Here is an 18274-nt window from a genome sequence, read left to right on the forward strand (position 1 = left end):
AAAGCAACGTACGTAAAGGGACTCGCCTCGGAGACGGACGACCTGCTCCTTCTGGATGCGGGAGACATGCTCTTTCGCCAGTATGATCTGGGGCCTACCGTTGATGAGAGCTACGACCTGCAGGGAAGGCGTTTCATCGAATCCCACAACGCCATGGGCTGGACTGCGTTCGCCCCCGGCGAGCGGGATTTCGCGCACGGTACCGATTACCTCCTGGAGATGAGGGATCTGGCGGAGTTCCCGTTTGTCTCGGCCAACATCGTGGATGCAGAAAGCGGAGAACTCCTCTTCGAGCCGTATATCGTCAAGAAGGTCGCCGGGTTTCGGGTCGGGATCATCGGGGTCATGGGCGAGGGCGTGGAACTGACTCAAAGCCGCAGGGACGATCTGGGGATCGATCTGCTCGATCCGATGGAATCGATCAAGGACGCCCTGAAGGAGTTGGACGATACCGCGGATTTTATCATCCTGCTGGCCCACACCGGAATGGACGACGCCCAGATCATCGCGGAGAAGATCGACGGTATCGACGTGATCATCGCGGCGCATCTTCCCCGGGGCAATTACTACCAGCCGACGAAGATCAACCACACCCTCATCACCCAGGGCTTCGACCAGGGGAAATATCTCGTGCGCCTGGATGTACACATCCAGAGCCCAAAACGCCCCTACGATCTCTTCGTGACCGGCAGCGGGGGGATCGGCTCCATCGAGTATCAGAACCTGAAGCTGAAGCTGGAACAGCTCGACGTGGTCGAGCAGGACTTTCTGGCGAAGAAGGCCGAGGGGGAGGACGTCGATTACGGCCTGAAGCTCGTCGAGCTTGAACGGAAGAAGGTCGAGGAGATGATCAGTGAGATGGAAGCCGCAAGCGAGATGGATAACCCGAACTTCGTGACACCGACCCTCATTGCCCTGAGCGACGAGATTCCCGATGACGAGGCAGTCCTGGCGATCGGGAATAGATACATGAACAGGCTGATCACCATCAAGGAGAAAATAACGCCTGAAGACCCCGGAGACGACGATGCCGGCGCGGACGACGGCGGCACGGAATCCGACGACGCCGGAACGTCCTCCGAATGGGACCCGGACGCCAATCCGACGTATGTCGGGATCAAGAAGTGCATCGCCTGTCATAAAACCATCTACACCTTCTGGCTGACCACGAAACATTCCCGGGCCTACCCCACCCTGGAGGAGGAAAAGCGCCAGTACGAGCCGGACTGTATCAGCTGTCACACCACCGGGTATAAAAAATACGGCGGTTTCACCGACATAACGAAGGGTGAGAAATATCTGAACGTCCAGTGCGAGGCCTGCCACGGCCCGGGAAGCCTTCATGTGAGGAATCCGGAGACGAAAATGAAGGACCTCCATTCCGAGAAGGATTGTCTGAAATGTCACGACGAGGACAACGACGACGATTTCGACTACCAACGAGACCTCGAGATTATCCGATGTCCCGAACAGGATTGAGGGATCACCGGCCGGAAACGTTGATGAAATAGACGGCTGAGGGAAGGAGAAGGGAGACGGAAAAAGAGGACAAGGACGGAGAAAAGAGAAAAGCGGTTTTTTCAGGAGTCGCTTTCACGGGAATTTTCGCTTTTACATCTGAAATAAATGTGGTATAAACAATACAGATATATACATCTTCCGAGCCCGTTCATCCTTATGGGAAGGTCGGGCCGTTAGGGTAGCGAGGTAACCCGCCACCCCGCCGTGTTTGCAAAGGAGGAAGCCTTCCGGGGGCGTTATCTCGCTTCAGGTGGGGGCTTCCTTTTTTATGACGGGGAGTACATTACCGGCGGTGTGATATGAAACGAGGAGTAATTGAGAATCGGTTTTCTTTTTATTTGATTCATACTTTTCACTCTTGATATTCAAAAGAGGAGGATACGCATGCCTGGCGGATTTTTGGGTAAATATCTTATTGTCGACCTCTCAAAAAAAAGTTTTGAAGTGGTTGAGCCGGGGGAGGACGTCTACAAAAACTTCCTTTCCGGATATGGACTGGGCGCCTATGTGCTGACCCAGAAACAGAAGGCGGGCATAGATCCGCTCTCACCCGATGCGTATCTTGGCTTCTGTTCCGGGCTGTTGACCGGAACCGGGGCCATGTTCAGCGGACGCTACATGTTGGTGGGCAAATCCCCCCTCACCGGCGGCTGGGGAGACGCCAATTCCGGCGGCTATTTCTCTCTTGAAATAAAGCGGGCCGGATACGACGCCGTTTTCTTTACCGGCGCATCGAAGGACCCGGTCTGGGTGCACCTGGTTGACGACGAGGTCCAGTTCAACGACGCTCAGGATCTGTGGGGCAAGGACACGGTGGAAACCGAGGACATGATCCGGGATAAACTAAATGATAAGAGGATCCAGATCGCCTGCATCGGTCAGTCCGGGGAAAAGGTCTCCCTGATCTCCGGTGTGGTGACCGACGCCGGCCGCATTGCGGCGCGATCCGGCCTGGGCGCGGTTATGGGCAGCAAGAAGCTCAAGGCGTTCTCCGCCAAGGGAACCATGAAGGTCCCGGTCGCCAAGCCCGATGAGTTCAAGGCCGTCAACAAGAAGTTCATGGACACCTACCGCAAGGAAAATCCCGTAGACAAGTTTCTGGTCATGGTGCTCAATTTCTTCAGCAAGATCATGGTGCGCACCGGCGTGTCGGTTCCGTCCGAGCCGCACACGGTCAGGGAGATCTTCAAGCAATTCGGCACCGCCGGCCTGACCGCCTTTTCCTCCGAAACCGGCGACAGCCCGGTGAAAAACTGGAGCGGCGTCGGATATACCGATTTTCCAATCGACACGAAAAGCATCAAATTGTCCGACAACGCGGTCGTCGCCCACGAAAAGAAGAAGTACCACTGTCAGTCCTGTCCCCTGGGGTGCGGAGGAGTCTTCGACCTGAAAACCGGCAAATACAAGGGCACCGAGGGACACAAACCCGAATACGAAACGCTGTGCGCCTTCGGCGCGCTGGTGCTCAATGACGACCTCGACACCATCATAGAAGTCAATGAACTGTGCAACCGCGCCGGTATCGACACCATCTCCACAGGCGGGGCCGTGGCGTTCGCCATCGAGTGCTTCGAAAACGACATCCTGGACGAAAAGGCCACCGGCGGCCTGAAGCTCTCCTGGGGCGATAAGGACACCATCATAAAGCTCACCGAGATGATCATCAACCGGGAGGGCATCGGCGACATGCTGGCGGACGGCGTGAAAAAGGCGGCCGCGGAGCTGGGCGGAGACGCCTACAAGTACGCGATCCATGCCGGCGGCCAGGAGCTCCCCATGCACGATTCCAAGCATGACGAGGGCTTCGCCATCGCATATCAGTGCGAACCCACCCCGGGACGACATACCATCTCCAGCTATCTCTACGGATATGTCTGGAAGGTTAAAAACATCTTCCCGGCGGCCAAGAAAATGGTCAAGCGCGCCAAGGATAAGGACCTGAAAAAGGTCAACCTCTACACCGCCACGTCCTGGTACCTGCAGGTCCTCAACGGATGCGGACTGTGCGAATTCGGCCCCCTGACGGGACCGGTCCCCACTGTGGAATATCTCAACGCCGCCACCGGCTGGAACTTCTCCGCGGACGAATACCTGAAAATCGGCGAGAGGATTTTGAGCCTCAGGAAGGCCTTCAACGTCCGGGAGGGCATTATGGCCAAAGACTCGAAGCTTCATGCCCGGGGCATCGGCGATCCGCCCCTGACCAGTGGACCCCACAAGGGTCACACCGTAGACATAGACAAGCTCGAAAAGGCGTTCTTCGACATCGTCGGATGGGACTACACCACCGGCGGCCCCACCGACGCCAAGAAAAAGGAGTTGGGACTGGACAAGCTGAACCTGTAGACGCAACCTCTTCTTTGCAGTGAAAAAACGGCCCGTGATACATCACGGGCCGTTTTTATATCCGCACAGAAAACCGACGCTCCCGCCATTAATTCCTACTTTCCTTGTAAAATATTACTTGACAATCGGAGGGGAGTGCCATACCATTGAGTTAGGCATAGCTAACTCAATGGTATCCCCCGCATGGGGATATACAATGGATATGTGGTACATCATTCTCGAGATACTTGGTGAAATCTGGTGGATTCTCACAGAATCCGCGCCCTTCGTTCTCTTCGGCACATTTTTGGCCGGGCTTTTATATATCTTCCTCAATCCCGAAATCATCTACCGAAGGCTCTCCGGAAACACATTTGGGTCGGTATTCGCCGCGTCTCTATTCGGCATTCCCCTGCCGCTCTGCTCATGCGGCGTTCTGCCGGTGGTGGTCTCCCTTTCCAAGCAGGGGGCCAACAGGGGCGCCGTCCTGTCGTTTCTGATCTCGACGCCGGAATCGGGGGTGGACTCCATCGCCGTGACCTATGCCCTCATGGATCCCCTCATGACGATCATGAGGCCCCTCGCCGCGTTCGTGTCCGCAATCACCGCCGGCATCCTGGGTGTCGTCTCCGGCGGGCCGGAAACACAGGAGGCGCCCGCACGGCCCGACATCACCTGCCGGGTGGACGCCTGCTGCAGTGGTGTGGACTGCCCCGCAGACCTGCACAAAAACCACCACTCGTTTTGGGAAAAGATGTGGGCGGCGATTAAATACGCCTTTGGTGAGCTGTTTGAAGATTTCGCTCCATGGTTCGTGATCGGGATTGTCGCCGCGGGAATCCTCACCTCCCTCACCCCTGCGGGCTTTTTGGAGCGTTATCTGGGCGGGGGCGTGCTGACCATGCTCATCATGCTGGCGATGGGCATCCCCGTATATATCTGCGCCACGGCCTCCACACCCCTGGCCGCGGCTCTGGTTCTTTCGGGGGTCAGTCCCGGTGCGGCGCTGGTGTTTCTTTTGGCGGGGCCCGCCACGAACGTCGCCTCTCTTTCGGTGGTGGCGGGAAACCTGGGCAGGCGCGCCGTGGTTATCTACGTCACCACCATATCGGTGGTGGCCGTCGTCATGGGGCTTTTTACAGATTATCTCTACACGACCCTGGGCGTCACCCCCCGGGCCTACGCCGGGGATTCGGCCGAATTCATCCCCGAGGCGGTCAAGGGTGTTCTGGCGGCGGCGATGATAATTCTCCTTGCCGTCGGCATCTATAGAAAGCTCGTATCCAAACGCTCATCCTGCGATGACACGTGCTCTCCTGACTCCGCATGTAAAATCGACACGGCACATCCCCACGGCCACTGATCTCTTTTCCCGTCACGATCGGTCACATCAACCCCAGGGAGACAGCCATTACCGCCATACCCCCCAGCACCCCAAGCAGGGCCACGTGTTCCTCACCGTGTCTGAAGGAAAGGGGCAAAAGCTCATCGAAGGAGATGAAGATCATGATCCCCCCCACTGCGGCAAGGGTCGCCGCCAGTACGTGATCATTCAGAAACGGAGCGAGGATCAGGTAGCCACATATCGCCCCCAGCGGCTCGAACAGACCGGACCCGAACGAATAGAGAAACGCTGTCCTCCTGTTCTTCGTGGCGTAATAGATCGGCATGGCGACGGCGATCCCCTCGGGTATGTTGTGAACGGCGATGGCGATGGCCAGCGGTAGGCCCACGTTTATGTCCGCCAGGGTCGAAAACATTACGCCGATTCCCTCGGGAAAATTGTGTATGGCAAGCCCCATGGCGGTGAAGATGCCCGCGGACATGAGCTGTCGTTCATCTTCCGTCCCCTTCACCCGTTCCGCGAAGTAGTTATGGGGAATCAGGGCGTCTATGAGAAATATAAACAGGATGCCGGCAAACAGCCATACATTCCCGCGAATGAAACCGAGGGTCTCTATCGCCGTTCCAAGAAGCTCTACGAACGAAACATATATCATAACGCCCGCCGAAAACCCGAGCATGATTGTGAGGTAGCGGTGCTTGAACTCCCTGATGAACAGGGAGATAACGCTGCCTATCCCGGTGGAAAGGCCGGCCAGCGTTGTAATAAGAAAAGCTGTCCAAAATTCTGTGTGATTCATTGTATCTCTCTTTTTATGCGATAGTGTCATTACCTGATCGTGTCAGCACGGGTACCCTCCGCCTCAAAGATGTGATACGCCGCGCGTTTACGCAGTATTGTAAATTATATCATCCCTCCCCTTCGGAGACAAAATTTTTGTATATCAGCTTAACATAAAACTTATTTGTGTTCGACGAACCATGATGATTTTAATGTATTGTATCTTGATGGTTTGGCTGTTTCCGCCACCAGACCCATTGTTCCGTGTCACACAATCTCAATTATCATAAAGAAAAAAGGACGCAGGATGATGTCCTGCGCCCTTCTGCTTCACGTCACGCTTTCCGAAAAGATATCCGGATCACCCGTCGGATTTGGCCTTTTCAATCTCCATCTCCTTCAGCTTTCGGCGCAGTATCTTGCCCACCGTGCTCTTGGGCAGGTCGTCGAAAAACTCCACCAGCTTCGGAACCTTATACGCGGCCATTTTTTCCTTGCAGTAAGCGATCAACTCCGCCTCCGTAAGGGTTTCCCCCTCCTTTACCACGATGCACGCCTTGACCGTCTCCCCCCGGTAGGAATCCGGCACTCCAATGCAGCAGGCTTCCAGTATTTTCGGATGATCAAAGAGGATGTCGTCCAACTCCAAGGGATAGATGTTGTATCCCCCGGCGATGATCATGTCCTTTTTCCGATCGACGATGGTGATATATCCATCCTCGTCCATGATGCCGATATCACCAGTATAGAACCACCCGTCCTTCAGGACCTTCTCGGTCTCCTCCGGCTTCTTGTAATAACCCTCCAACACCTGGGGTCCCTTGATGATGATTTCACCAGCCTCACCAATGGGCACTTCCTTCTTTCCGGATTCCACCTCGACGATCTTTATGTCCGTATCGGGAAGCGGCACACCCACGGTGCCCGGCTTCAGGGTACCGCCCCAGGGACCCCCCGCGGCCGCCAGGGTAACTTCCGTCAGACCGTATATCTCGCAGATGGTAGCGCCGGTCAGATCCACAAGGTCCCTGATGGTATCCATCGCCAGGGGTGCGGCGCCGGAGACGAACCCCTCGATAAACGACAGGTCCATCTTGCGAAACTCGGGATTATTCAGGAGCCCCACGAAAATCGTGGGCACTCCCGGAAGCCAGGTCGTTTTCTCTTTCTTGAGAATGTCGATAATCCCCTGGGGATCCGGCCGCGGGATGACGTGATGCTCCCAGGCCTGCCAGATATTCAAGTTCTGCATTGCGGTGAATCCGGCGGAGTGAAATATCGGAAACGTCCCCACCATGGAGACCTCACCCGGCCCCCTGACATTGAACCACTCCACCAGTTGCTGCACGTTGCTGCTTAATTTCTGATGGGGCAGCATGACCCCCTTGGATACGCCGGTGGTGCCGCCGGTATAGAGGAGCGCCGCCAGCTCGTCCCACCTGCTTTGATCTTCAAAGGGCTCGGCCGAATAACGGCCGATGATATCGGCGAACACCTTTACTTCGTCGGTCTCCGTGACCTTTTTGTACATCTCCTTCTTGACGAAGGGAAAGAGCTGTTTTTTCGGAAAGGGCAGATAGGAATTGATGTGACAGCCGATGATGCGCTTGAGCTTCGTTTCCTTTTTTATCTTCTCGATGCGCGGCAAAAGAAGCGTCATGGTCACGAGAGTCGTGGCGTCGGAATCATTGAGTTGATGGGCCAGCTCCCGCTCGGTGTAGAGCGGGTTGTTCTGTACCGTCACGGCGCCGACGCGCCACGTGGCGTAGTTCGCGATGACCGTCTGGGGCAGGTTCGGAAGGCACAGCGCCACCTTGTCCCCCTTCTTCACCCCCAGGTCCTGCAGCGCCCGGGCGAATCGATTGACCAGTCGATCAAGCTCACGGTACGAAATTTTTCTGCCCATGTAGTTCAGGGCGACCTTGTTCGGGAACCGCTCGGCCGACCGGGTCAGCGCCTCGGAGAGAGTGAGTTTTTCGTACTCGATGGTCGGCTTCACTCCCGCCGCGTATGATTTGAACCAGATTTTTTCTTCCATGTGAAATCTCCCTGAAAAATACATTATGAACGATCCGATCGAACAGATATGTCGTGCGGACCGTCCGGTATGGTTGTTGCCTTTTTTACGCCGTCGTCTCCTTAAGCGTCCGGCCCACGGCGCTTCCTAAAAACCCGTCGATATACATGATGCGCCTCGGGAAGTGCCCCTCGGTTCGGGACTGAGTCCTCTGAAACAACGGCTCGTTTAAGACCAATGGCTCGGGGCACATTGGTGAGGCATGATGTGTGGCCTATGCCTTTTGTGCAAAATCGTCTGCCGTGAGTTTCGGGCGGCCTGTTGCCGTCGGACAAGACCGCGTCACACCCCGACGGCCGAATGATGGAACACCCGGCGAGGTGATAATCAAAAACCGACGCCGAAATTCGGGCGGGCGCTCATGCGGTCATTCCCGTGTCGCGGAATCATTGGTAAAATTATTGTTTTCGTGTTTCTTCATCACGGCGATGCCGGACCTGACCACATCTATGATGCCGAAATGTTCCAAGAGCGATAAAATCGTCTCAATCCTATCAGGCGTGCCGTTGAAGGCGATGGTGATGCGGTTGTCGTGAAGATCCACGATCTCGCCGTGATAGTGGTTGATCACCTGAAAGATGTCTCCGTGTTTTTCGGGGCTGTGATTCAGCCTGAGCATGATCATCTCGTATTCAAGAAAATCCTCGCTTTCGGACTCCCGTACCTCCAGGACATCAATGAGCTTGGCGATCTGCTTGACCACCCCTTTCAGGCCCGTGGGGGTCGCCATCAGCTTGATAATGATCTTGTAGATATCCTTCGTCCGGGTGCTGGCGCCGATGAAGGAGGTGATGTTAAATCCCCGCCGGCTGATGTGGTTGGCGACGTTGGCGGTCACTCCCGGCTTGTTCTCACACAAGATGAAGATGGTATATTCCTTTTCCTCCTCCTTCGGGTATATCCTCAGTACCCGTTCCAGTTTCTTGTCCATACTCTCTCTTTTCGTCGATGTGATAATGTGATACTCCTTTTATCCCGAAACCTTGATCAGTTTCGGCGGCTGGTTGAGGGAGCGGTTTCCGCGAAACATCGACACCTTCCCGGTCCTTAGGGACTCGAGGATGCCGTAGGGCTCGAGCCTGGCGAACAACAGGTCAATGCGCGACTGTTCCTCGGCGATCTCCACGATCGCCGTTCCCTCGAAAATATCGATGACCCTCCCGCCGAAAAAATCCACTAGGTGCAGGATCTCGGTCTTCGTTCCCTCGGTGAAGTGTATCTTGATCAGGGCGTATTCCCGAAGCTGGGAGTTATCCATATCATGCTCCGCCGTTCGGTGTACATTCACCAGCTTCTGGACCTGTTTTCTGACCTGCTCTAATACCGCCTCGTCTCCGTTGACGGTAATGGTAAAGCGGCTCTTGCCGGGGATTTCCGTATTGCCGACGCTCAGGGCGTCGATATTGAACCCCCGCCTGTAGAAAAGGCCGGCGATACGCATGAGCACGCCCGGCTTGTCCTCCACCAGTATCGAGATGATCTTTTGCATGATCTCCGCTCCTTGTTTCAGTCCTCGTACGTCCGATACGGGATGTTTTCCTGGGAGTCGATCAGGCACTCCACCACGAAGGTGTGCTTGGACCTGAGTCCTTCCTCAATGGCGTCGTCGAGCTGATCGATGGATGTGACCCGCCGGCCGTCAAGCCCCATCGCCCGGGCCGCGGCCACAAAATCCACGTTTTCCGGAAACTCGCACGCCATGTACTTCGCGTCGTAGAAGGCGTCCTGAAGCTGGCGTATCATCCCCAGATGGTGATCGTTCATCAAAAGCACCAGTACCGGAAGGTCGTAGTGGCTTGATGTGGCAAGCTCCTGAATGTTCATCATGAAGCTTCCGTCTCCGGTTATCAATATCACTCTTTTATCCGGCCTGGCCACCTTGGCGCCCAGGGACGCGGGCAGGCCGAATCCCATCGTCCCCAGTCCTCCGGAGGTGATGAACATGCCCGTATCGAGGCCGGTGCTCTGATAATATTTCGCCGCCCAGATCTGGTGTCTTCCCACATCGGTGGTCACCACGGCGTCCAGGTTCTTTTTTGAGAGGAGTTCGATCGCCGCCGGGATACCCATGGTTTCGGTCTGTTCGTATCGCTCCAGCTCACCCGTCGGCGGAGGCTTAGCGGTGATGTCGTTCGCGTGGTCTTTTTCGAGCCGGTTGTTGAGTTCCTCAAGAATCTTGCCCGCATCTCCCACAATGGGGATATCGACTTCCACGGTCTTCTCGATCTCCGCGGGATCGATATCGATCTGAATAAATTTCGCCATCTTCTCAAACGCGTCGTACGACAGCACCGCGCGGTCGCCGAATCGGGCCCCCGCCGCCACGATCACGTCCGCCCGTTTCACCGCCTCCATCGCCCGGCTGGTCCCGTGCATGCCGATCATCCCCAGATAGTAGGGATAATCCGGGGGCACGGCGGATTTCCCCATCAGGGTCGTCAGTACCGGCGCCCCCAGCAGTTGGGAAAGTCGAATCAGCTCATCGGTTGCGCCGGAGCGAATCACTCCGCCGCCGGCGACGATGACCGGATTCTTCGCTCCGGAAAGGAGTTTCGCCGCCCGCTTGATCTGCCCGCTGTGGCCGGAGATAATCGGATTATACCCCTCCAGGGTCACCACCACATCCGGATCATACACCGCCTCCTCGAGAAGCACATCCCGGGGGATGTCCAAAAGCACCGGACCGGGGCGGCCCGCCTTCGCCAGCCAGAACGCGGTCTTCACCGCCGGCACTATTTCACCAGCCGTCATGATGTGCTGATTATGCTTGGTGATGGGGATGGTGATGCCGACGATGTCCACCTCCTGAAACGCGTCCGTGCCGATGAATCGACGCTCGACCTGTCCGGTGATGGCCACGATCGGCGATGAATCCAGATAGGCGGTTGCAATGCCGGTGACCAGGTTTGTGGCCCCGGGACCGCTGGTGGCAAGACACACCCCCACCCTGCCGGACGCCCGTGCGTATCCATCGGCCATGTGGGCCGCCGCCTGTTCGTGGCGCACGAGGATGTGCCGGATATTTGAATCGCACAGCACATCGTAAAAGGGAAGATTCGCGCCGCCCGGATACCCGAAAATCACATCAACCCCCTCTTCCATCAGGACGTTGTAGAGGATCCGGGCACCGGTCATCCGTTTTTTTCGTTTCGGGCTCATATGTTCCTTCGCATCAACGTTGAATGGTCTTGTTCCTGCCCAATCAGAAACGGCGACAGGATTTTTCGATTCTATCTGATATGAAGTTGTACTTCAAGGTTTTTTTCCGTACCGATGGTCAATAGTCCACAACAGGTAACGGGGTATAGGACTCATCACAAATCGCTGTACGTCTTCAAAAAGTGCTCCACGTGTCTCGAAGCGGTACACAGTCGGGTACAAGTATGGTATAGTATTTCTTCATACTCGATGCGGGAAACACACCATGACGCCGTCCGAACCTTATTCGAAAAAGGACCTCCGCCGATTCGGCGGACCGAAAGCGCTGAAGGGTCATCACCTTGATGAGGTGGCCTTCCCCATCGGCGGTATCGGCACCGGCACGCTCTCCATCACCGGACGGGGGCGATTGATCGACTGGGAAATTCAGAATCGTCCGAACAAGGGGTCCATCAATACCTTCTGCTTTTTCACCCTCTGGGCGAAGGAGCGAGGGAAAGAGCCGGTCACCCGGGTGCTGGCCCAAAGGTCCAACCGCGGCCTGGGCGGGAGTGGGCCGGGCCACTTTTCCGGCATTGGATTCGGCGCCAACCGCCTTGCGGGGGCGGGCCTCCCCCACATGCAGCACTGCCGTTTCCGGGGACGCTACCCCTTCTGTGAGATCTCCTTTTCCGACCCCCTCATGCCGGTTGTACCTTCCGTCACCGCATACAACCCGCTGATACCCCACAACGTGGACGACAGCTCCATCCCCGGGGCGGTGTTTTTGTTTCACATCGAAAATCCGACGGACCGGGAGGTGGAGGCTTCGCTGCTCTCAAACCTCCACAACACGGTGGACGGGGATTTCACAAACTATACCGAATTCGCAGAAAAGGACGGTGTGCGCGGCCTCTTCATGACAAGCCGGAAAGAGAAGCCCGAGAGCCCCCGGTGGGGATCCATGGGGCTCTTCACGACGCACACCGACCTCACCCACACCCGGGCCTGGGTTCGGGGCGCCTGGTACGACAACCTCACCGCGTTTTGGAACGAGGTCTCCGCCACCGGCCGGGTGACCGACCGCATATACCCGCCCCTGGTGGGGGACGTGGGCACCCTGGGGATGATCGCAACCATACCTCCGGGAGGATCCGTCACCCTGCCGCTGTATCTGACCTGGTCCTTCCCCACCATGGAGGCATACTGGCGCCCGGACCTCACCGAAGACAACGCGGACCCGGAGCATATCGGTCAGAAACCAAAATGGACCAATTACTACGCCAAGCGATTTCCCGACGCCCTCACCGCCGCCGCATACCTGGGTCGGCATCATCGGCGATTGTACGAAAAAACCGCCGAGTTCACCGACGCCCTTTTCTCCTCGACCCTGCCTGAGTACGTGCTGGACGCGGTGTCGAGCCAGATATCGACCATCCGCTCTACAAGCTGTATCATGCTCGAGAATGGTGAGTTCTACAACTTCGAGGGCTGCCACGCCCAGGACGGCTGCTGCGAGGGGTCTTGCTCCCACGTCTGGAACTACACCCAGGCGTTGGCCTTCCTGTTCCCCTCCCTGGAGCGCTCCCTCAAGGAGACGGCCTATCGGTACAACCTCTTTCCCGATGGGCGCATGGCCTTTCGCACCGCCGTGCCTCTGGGGGTGAAGATGGCGGAGTCGACCGCGGCGGGGGGCTCCGCCGGGGTGGGGGAGGCCTTTCACCCGGCGGCGGACGGGCAGATGGGCGTGATCATGCAGGTCTGGCGGGAGTACGCCCTCTCGGGCGATCGAGACTGGCTCGCAAAGCTGTGGCCGTCCGTCAAGAAATCATTGGAATACGCCTGGGAATACTGGGACAAAGACAAGGACGGCGTGATGGAGGGTCTTCAGCACAACACCTACGACATCGAGTTCTACGGACCCAACGGCATGATCACCGGGATGTACCTGGGGGCCCTGGCGGCCGCCGTGCGGATGGCCCTCTCTGTGGGCGACGACGCAGCCGCGAATGAATACCGACGGCTCTTGGAAAGCGGCGGACGCAAAGCAGACGAGATGCTGTTTAACGGGAAATACTTCATCCAGATCGTCGATCCCGACGCAAAGGACCTCTCCCCGGTGACGACCGATGTGAGCATGAGCGGGGATGTAATGGACGGCGCCGAGGGAATGGAGCCGAAATATCAGTACGGTTCGGGATGCCTGAGCGACCAGCTTCTCGGGCAGTGCATGGCGACTATCTTCGGCCTGGGGTACCTGTTCGATTCGGATCATGTCCGGACGGCCCTCACATCAATATTTACCCACAACTGGAAGCGGGACCTGACCGGCCACGCCTCCTGTCAGCGGGTCTTCGCCGTGGAGGGTGAGCCGGGGCTCTTGTTGTGCACATGGCCGAACGGCGGCCGTCCCGCGTACCCGTTCGTCTACTCCGACGAGGTATGGACCGGTATCGAGTACCAGGTGGCGGTCCACCTCATCGCCGAAGGGTTCATCGACGAGGGGCTTTCCATCGTGAAGGGCGTGCGCGCCCGCTACGACGGGCGCATGAGAAATCCCTATAATGAAATGGAGTGCGGCAGCCACTACGTCCGGGCCCTGGCCAGTTACGGCCTGATACCGGCGCTCTCCGGCTTCACCTTCAACGCGCCGGATCATACGTACGGGTTCGCCCCGAAAATCAAGCGGGAAAACTTCGCCTCGTTCTGGGCCACGGGCACAGCCTGGGGGAGCTACCGCCAGCGGATCACGGCATCGGGGAAGACGGCTCTTCTTATCGCCCTGGGGGGTGAACTGGAGATAAAGAGGCTGTTATTGTCCCCTGATTATCGAGGGGGGGGATCCGTGACCCTCGGCGGACGACGCGTGGACGCGGCCTTCGAGGATACGCCCGAAAGGACATCGATCTCTTTTATCGAACCGATAGCGGTCACACCCGCATCACAGCTTCTGATACGGTGCGGTCGATGAGACGGCACGAGGCGGCATAATCGATGATACAACAGGTTTTTTCAATACATATCTATGGCGGTGAGACATAATGCGCGCAGTCGTCTATGACAAGAAAAACAAGCGGTTGAAACTGATTGAGACGGATATGCCCGTCCCGAAACCGGGGGAAGTCCTGGTGCGGGTCTTCTCCGTGGGCATCTGCGGTTCGGACACGGAGATGGTCAACGCGGATACGGTGGCCGACGGCTTCATCATGGGCCACGAGGTCGCAGGAATCGTGGAGACGATCGGGGAGGGGGTGACGTCCGTCTCCGTCGGCGACCGGGTGACGCCCCGGCCGGTGGGCTGCGGCGAGTGCCCCGTCTGCCTGATGGGAAACACCCACCTGTGCCTCAAAAAGACATCCATCGGCACCGGCTACCTCCCCGGCGGCTTCGCGGACTTCGTGTGCATCCCGGAGCCGATGCTCTACGCCGTGCCGGAAGGCATGACGCTCAGGATCGCCTCCCTTACCGACACCTTCGCCGTGCCCGCCCATGCCATCGCCGCATCCGGGCTGAAATCGGGACAGTCCGCACTGATAGTGGGGGCGGGACCCATCGGCCTGTCCGCCCTGCTCCTGGCGTCTGATGTGAACCCCTCGCCCCTGGGCGTCGCGGACCTGTCTCATAAACGGCTGAATACGGCACTATCCCTCGGGGCGGGGATCGTCTTTTCCCCCACGGACGACGGATACTACCAGAACGTCCGGGACGCCTTCGGCGGCCTCGGGCCGGATGTCGCCATCGAGTGCACCGGAAATCCCCACGCCATGACCGACGCCGTGGAGCTGGTCAGACCGGGGGGGCGGGTGACCCTCACCGGCATCTGCTTCGAGCCGATGACGCTCCATCCCCTTTCCATGATCATGCGGGAGGTCTCCATACTCCCCGCCTTTTCATCCCTGCCCGCGGACAACCGCCTCGCCCTGTCGTATTTAGCCCGAAAGCCGGAATCCGCCGGCGCCATCATCTCGGACATCGTGGCTTTGGATGAGATGCCGGAGATATTCGAGGCCGCACGCCGGGGAGAGGTCGACGGCAAGGTGGTGGTGGAGCCCCATACCGAATAATATGGTACATTCGACGAAAAACAACGGGGATGCGGTGGTGCTGATCAATCCACCGTCGGAGGTGCTCACGCCGGAAACGCGGTTCGTCCGCCCCCTCCTCAATTCCCTCCCCCAGCTGGGCATCGCCTCACTGGCGGCGACGCTCAAAAGAAACGGCCTCTCCGTGTCCATCCTCGACGCCCAGGCTTTGGGAATGTCGGTACGGGAGGTGGTCTCCTGGGCGACGGCGCACCGTCCCCGGGTGGTGGGCCTGACCGGATACACATCCACCGTCGACGCCGCATCGCTCATCGCGGAAGAAATCAAACAACACAACCCCGACGTCGCGACGGTCCTGGGGGGGCCACACGTGACCGCCGCCTGGGAGCGAACCCTCACACGTTTCCCCGCAATCGATTACGGATTTTTGGGCGAGGGGGAGTCCACGGCATTGGAGCTCTTCAGAACCCTCCTGTCCGGAAAGACGCCGAGGAGTGTGCCGGGGGCGGTCTACCGGGACGGACCCCGAATCATATCGAACGAGCGCCCACCCCTCATCGACGACCTGGATGCGCTTCCGCCCCCGGCGGTGGATCTGTTCGAGAGATTTCCAAGCGCCTATCATCCGCCGATACTTCATTCACCGATGGGGACGGCCGTCACCCTGGTCTCGAGCAGAGGGTGTCCCTACCGCTGCACCTTCTGCGACCGGGGGGTTTTCGGAGAACGATATCGCTTTCACAGCATCGACTACATCATCGAACAGATCCGAAAGTTTAAAACCGATTACGACATCTCACATATCATCTTCTATGACGATAATTTCACCAGCAACCGGGCGCACCTCGAAGAATTGCTGGAGGCGATCATCAACCTCCCCTTCGATATCACCTTCAACTGTGACGCCAGGGTCGATCTGGTGGACCGAAAACTCCTGGAGATAATGAAGCGCGCCGGGGCCTGGATGATCAACTACGGCATCGAGTCGGGAAGTCAGAAACTCCTGGACGATCTCTCAAAGAAGGTCTCGCTGGATCGGGCCAAGGAGGCGGTCCTTCTTACGCATGATGCCCAAATCATGGTCAAGGGCCTTTTCATGATCGGTGTTCCGGGGGAGACCGAACAGAGTCTTGAAGAAACCGGACGCCTTCTTGCAGAGCTCCCCTTTGATTTCGTCAATTTTTCAAAGTATACCCCCTACCCCGGCTGTGAAGACTACAAGACGATCAGGGAACACGGCGAGTTCGACGAAACCTGGGAGCTGATGAACGCCGTCAATATGGTGTTCGTGCCGAATACGATCACTAAAGAGGCGCTGGAGCGGGCTTCTTCCAACATGATGGCGGCGTTTTACAAAAATCCTCAGCGCTGGAAATCCTATACAAAAATCATCAAAAAAAATCCCCTGGATCGCATAAAACTCTTGAAACTGCTGCCAGGATATATAAAATACAAGGCCATGCGAAGAATCTCAAAGGGATCGTCGGAGAGTCCCTTTGATTTTTGACGACAGGGAGAAAAAGCAATGGTATGTATCAACATAAAATGTGTAACCATCCCGCTAAACGGAGCATGCCCATGAAAAGTTCAAAATTTCAGGTCTATGATGAAAAGGAAATCCAGGCGATCCACAATACGTCACTGGAAATTCTGGAAAAAACCGGTGTGCGGGTGAATCTGAAAAAGCTCAGAGAGATTCTGGCGGACTGCGGCTGTTCGGTCGATGAATCTGAAAAGATAGTGAAGTTCCCGCCCAAGGTCGTGGAGGAACATATCAAGAAAGCCCCCCGGGAATTCACCCTGAGCGGCCCCGATCCGGAGAAGTCATGGGTGCTCAACCCGGAAGCGCAGATGTTCAACGGATTGAGCACCGCGATAAATATATATGATCTCGAAACCGGGGAGTATCGGCCCACCACGCTTCAGGATACCATCGATCATATCATTATCATGGACTACCTGGATAATATCGTGGTGAACCAGATGGACATCTGGCCTACCGACATTCCGATGCAGACCATCACCACCGAAACCATCCGGGGCTGGGCTCTCAACGCCACAAAGCCCTATTCCATGGGAGCCTACGGGGTTCTACCCAGTAAAGACATGACGGAGATGATGGCGCTGGTCATGGGGGGACGGGAAAACCTGAAGAAAACCCACCCGATGCTGGGCATTGTCAGCATTCAGAGTCCCCTCTCCACGGCACAGATCCAGCTCGAGGGGATGCTGGTATTCGGCGAATACGGCCTGCCGGTGATTTTATCGCCCGAGGCGATGGCGGGAACCACGGCCCCGGTGACACTCGCGGGATTGATGGTCCAGCACAACGCGGAGGTCCTTGCGCACCTGGTCATGGCCCAGGCCGCCAACCCGGGATGTCCGGTGCTCTACGGGAGCGTCTCGACCATCGCGGAAATGCGCCGCGGCACCTCGGCCCTGGGATCGGTGGAATGCGGGATGATCAGCGCCGGCGCCGCCCAGATGGCTCATTTCTACGACATCCCCTGCCGGGTGGTCGCCGGCGGCACCGAGAGCAAGACGATGGACCTCCAGTGCGGCGTCGAGCGGACTCGATCCATGCTGCTCGCGGCTCTTGCCGGCGGCAACTACATCACGTGTGTGGGAATGATCGAATCCACCACCGCCACCGCCCAGGAGCTTTCGGTCGTCGACAACGAGATCATCGGAAGCGTCATGCGGGCGGTTCGGGGAATCGAGGTCACCGAGGAGAGCCTGGCGAAAGAGGTGATAGAGAGAATCGGCCCAGACGGCAACTACCTGATGGAAGACCACACCCAGAAGTTGTTTCGATCCGAGCACTTCATGACCAAGCTCGCCTCCCTGGAAAAACGGGATATCTGGGAGAAGGAGGGATCGAAAGAGATGGTCGATCGAGCCCGGGAGAGGACCAAGACCATCCTGAAGAAACACACCCCCAGGGACATAGACCCGAAGCTGAAAAAGGAGCTGGATGATTTCTGCAAGAAGGTTGAAGAGCGGGACCTCGACGTCTTCTATGCGGCGGAATGGGAGGGATAG

Annotated in this window: 12 protein-coding genes; 7 read left to right on the forward strand and 5 right to left on the reverse strand. The window is 57.3% G+C overall.

Going from position 1 to position 18274, the window contains the following annotated elements:
* Positions 1–66: 66 nt before the first annotated feature.
* The 3 genes from JW885_15540 to JW885_15550 all read left to right on the forward strand — a co-directional run bounded on the left by JW885_15540 (position 67) and on the right by JW885_15550 (position 5212).
* Positions 67–1479 carry a hypothetical protein gene (locus tag JW885_15540; protein MBN1883580.1) on the forward strand — a complete coding sequence of 471 codons (1413 nt, stop codon included), beginning with the start codon at positions 67–69 and terminating at the stop codon, positions 1477–1479.
* Positions 1480–1905: 426 nt separating this feature from the next.
* The gene (locus JW885_15545; GenBank protein ID MBN1883581.1) at positions 1906–3870 is read left to right on the forward strand and encodes an aldehyde ferredoxin oxidoreductase family protein; all 1965 of its coding nucleotides are present in this window, start codon (positions 1906–1908) and stop codon (positions 3868–3870) included.
* A 196-nt stretch (positions 3871–4066) separates the two neighbouring features.
* Positions 4067–5212, forward strand: a complete 1146-nt coding sequence (locus JW885_15550; GenBank protein MBN1883582.1) for an SO_0444 family Cu/Zn efflux transporter — start codon at positions 4067–4069, stop codon at positions 5210–5212.
* A gap of 22 nt (positions 5213–5234) precedes the next feature.
* Here JW885_15550 and zupT read toward each other — a convergent pair whose 3' ends face one another.
* From zupT to ilvB, 5 genes are all read right to left on the reverse strand, one after another.
* Positions 5235–5993 (reverse strand): zinc transporter ZupT, encoded by a 759-nt coding sequence (gene zupT, locus JW885_15555; GenBank protein ID MBN1883583.1) that lies wholly within the window; start codon positions 5991–5993, stop codon positions 5235–5237.
* 342 nt (positions 5994–6335) lie between these two features.
* A complete protein-coding gene (locus tag JW885_15560) occupies positions 6336–8012 on the reverse strand; it encodes a long-chain fatty acid--CoA ligase (GenBank protein ID MBN1883584.1) in 1677 nt (558 codons plus the stop codon).
* A gap of 406 nt (positions 8013–8418) precedes the next feature.
* On the reverse strand, positions 8419–8982 hold the full coding sequence (gene ilvN, locus JW885_15565) for an acetolactate synthase small subunit (GenBank protein MBN1883585.1): 564 nt from the start codon (positions 8980–8982) through the stop codon (positions 8419–8421).
* 39 nt (positions 8983–9021) lie between these two features.
* Positions 9022–9540: an acetolactate synthase small subunit gene (gene ilvN / locus JW885_15570; protein ID MBN1883586.1), complete on the reverse strand. Its 519-nt coding sequence runs from the start codon at positions 9538–9540 to the stop codon at positions 9022–9024.
* Between the two features lie 17 nt (positions 9541–9557).
* The gene (gene ilvB, locus JW885_15575) at positions 9558–11210 is read right to left on the reverse strand and encodes a biosynthetic-type acetolactate synthase large subunit (GenBank protein ID MBN1883587.1); all 1653 of its coding nucleotides are present in this window, start codon (positions 11208–11210) and stop codon (positions 9558–9560) included.
* A gap of 265 nt (positions 11211–11475) precedes the next feature.
* Here ilvB and JW885_15580 point away from each other — a divergent pair, with 265 nt between their 5' ends.
* From JW885_15580 to JW885_15595, 4 genes are all read left to right on the forward strand, one after another.
* Positions 11476–14160 carry a hypothetical protein gene (locus JW885_15580; GenBank protein MBN1883588.1) on the forward strand — a complete coding sequence of 895 codons (2685 nt, stop codon included), beginning with the start codon at positions 11476–11478 and terminating at the stop codon, positions 14158–14160.
* Between the two features lie 70 nt (positions 14161–14230).
* Entirely contained in the window at positions 14231–15253 is a 1023-nt protein-coding gene (locus tag JW885_15585; protein ID MBN1883589.1) for an alcohol dehydrogenase catalytic domain-containing protein, read from the forward strand.
* Position 15254: 1 nt separating this feature from the next.
* Positions 15255–16739: a cobalamin-dependent protein gene (locus JW885_15590; protein ID MBN1883590.1), complete on the forward strand. Its 1485-nt coding sequence runs from the start codon at positions 15255–15257 to the stop codon at positions 16737–16739.
* A gap of 71 nt (positions 16740–16810) precedes the next feature.
* A complete protein-coding gene (locus JW885_15595) occupies positions 16811–18274 on the forward strand; it encodes a trimethylamine methyltransferase family protein (protein ID MBN1883591.1) in 1464 nt (487 codons plus the stop codon).

The sequence above is a fragment of the Candidatus Zymogenaceae bacterium genome, assembly GCA_016931225.1.
Classification (GTDB): Bacteria; Desulfobacterota; Zymogenia; order Zymogenales; family Zymogenaceae; genus JAFGFE01.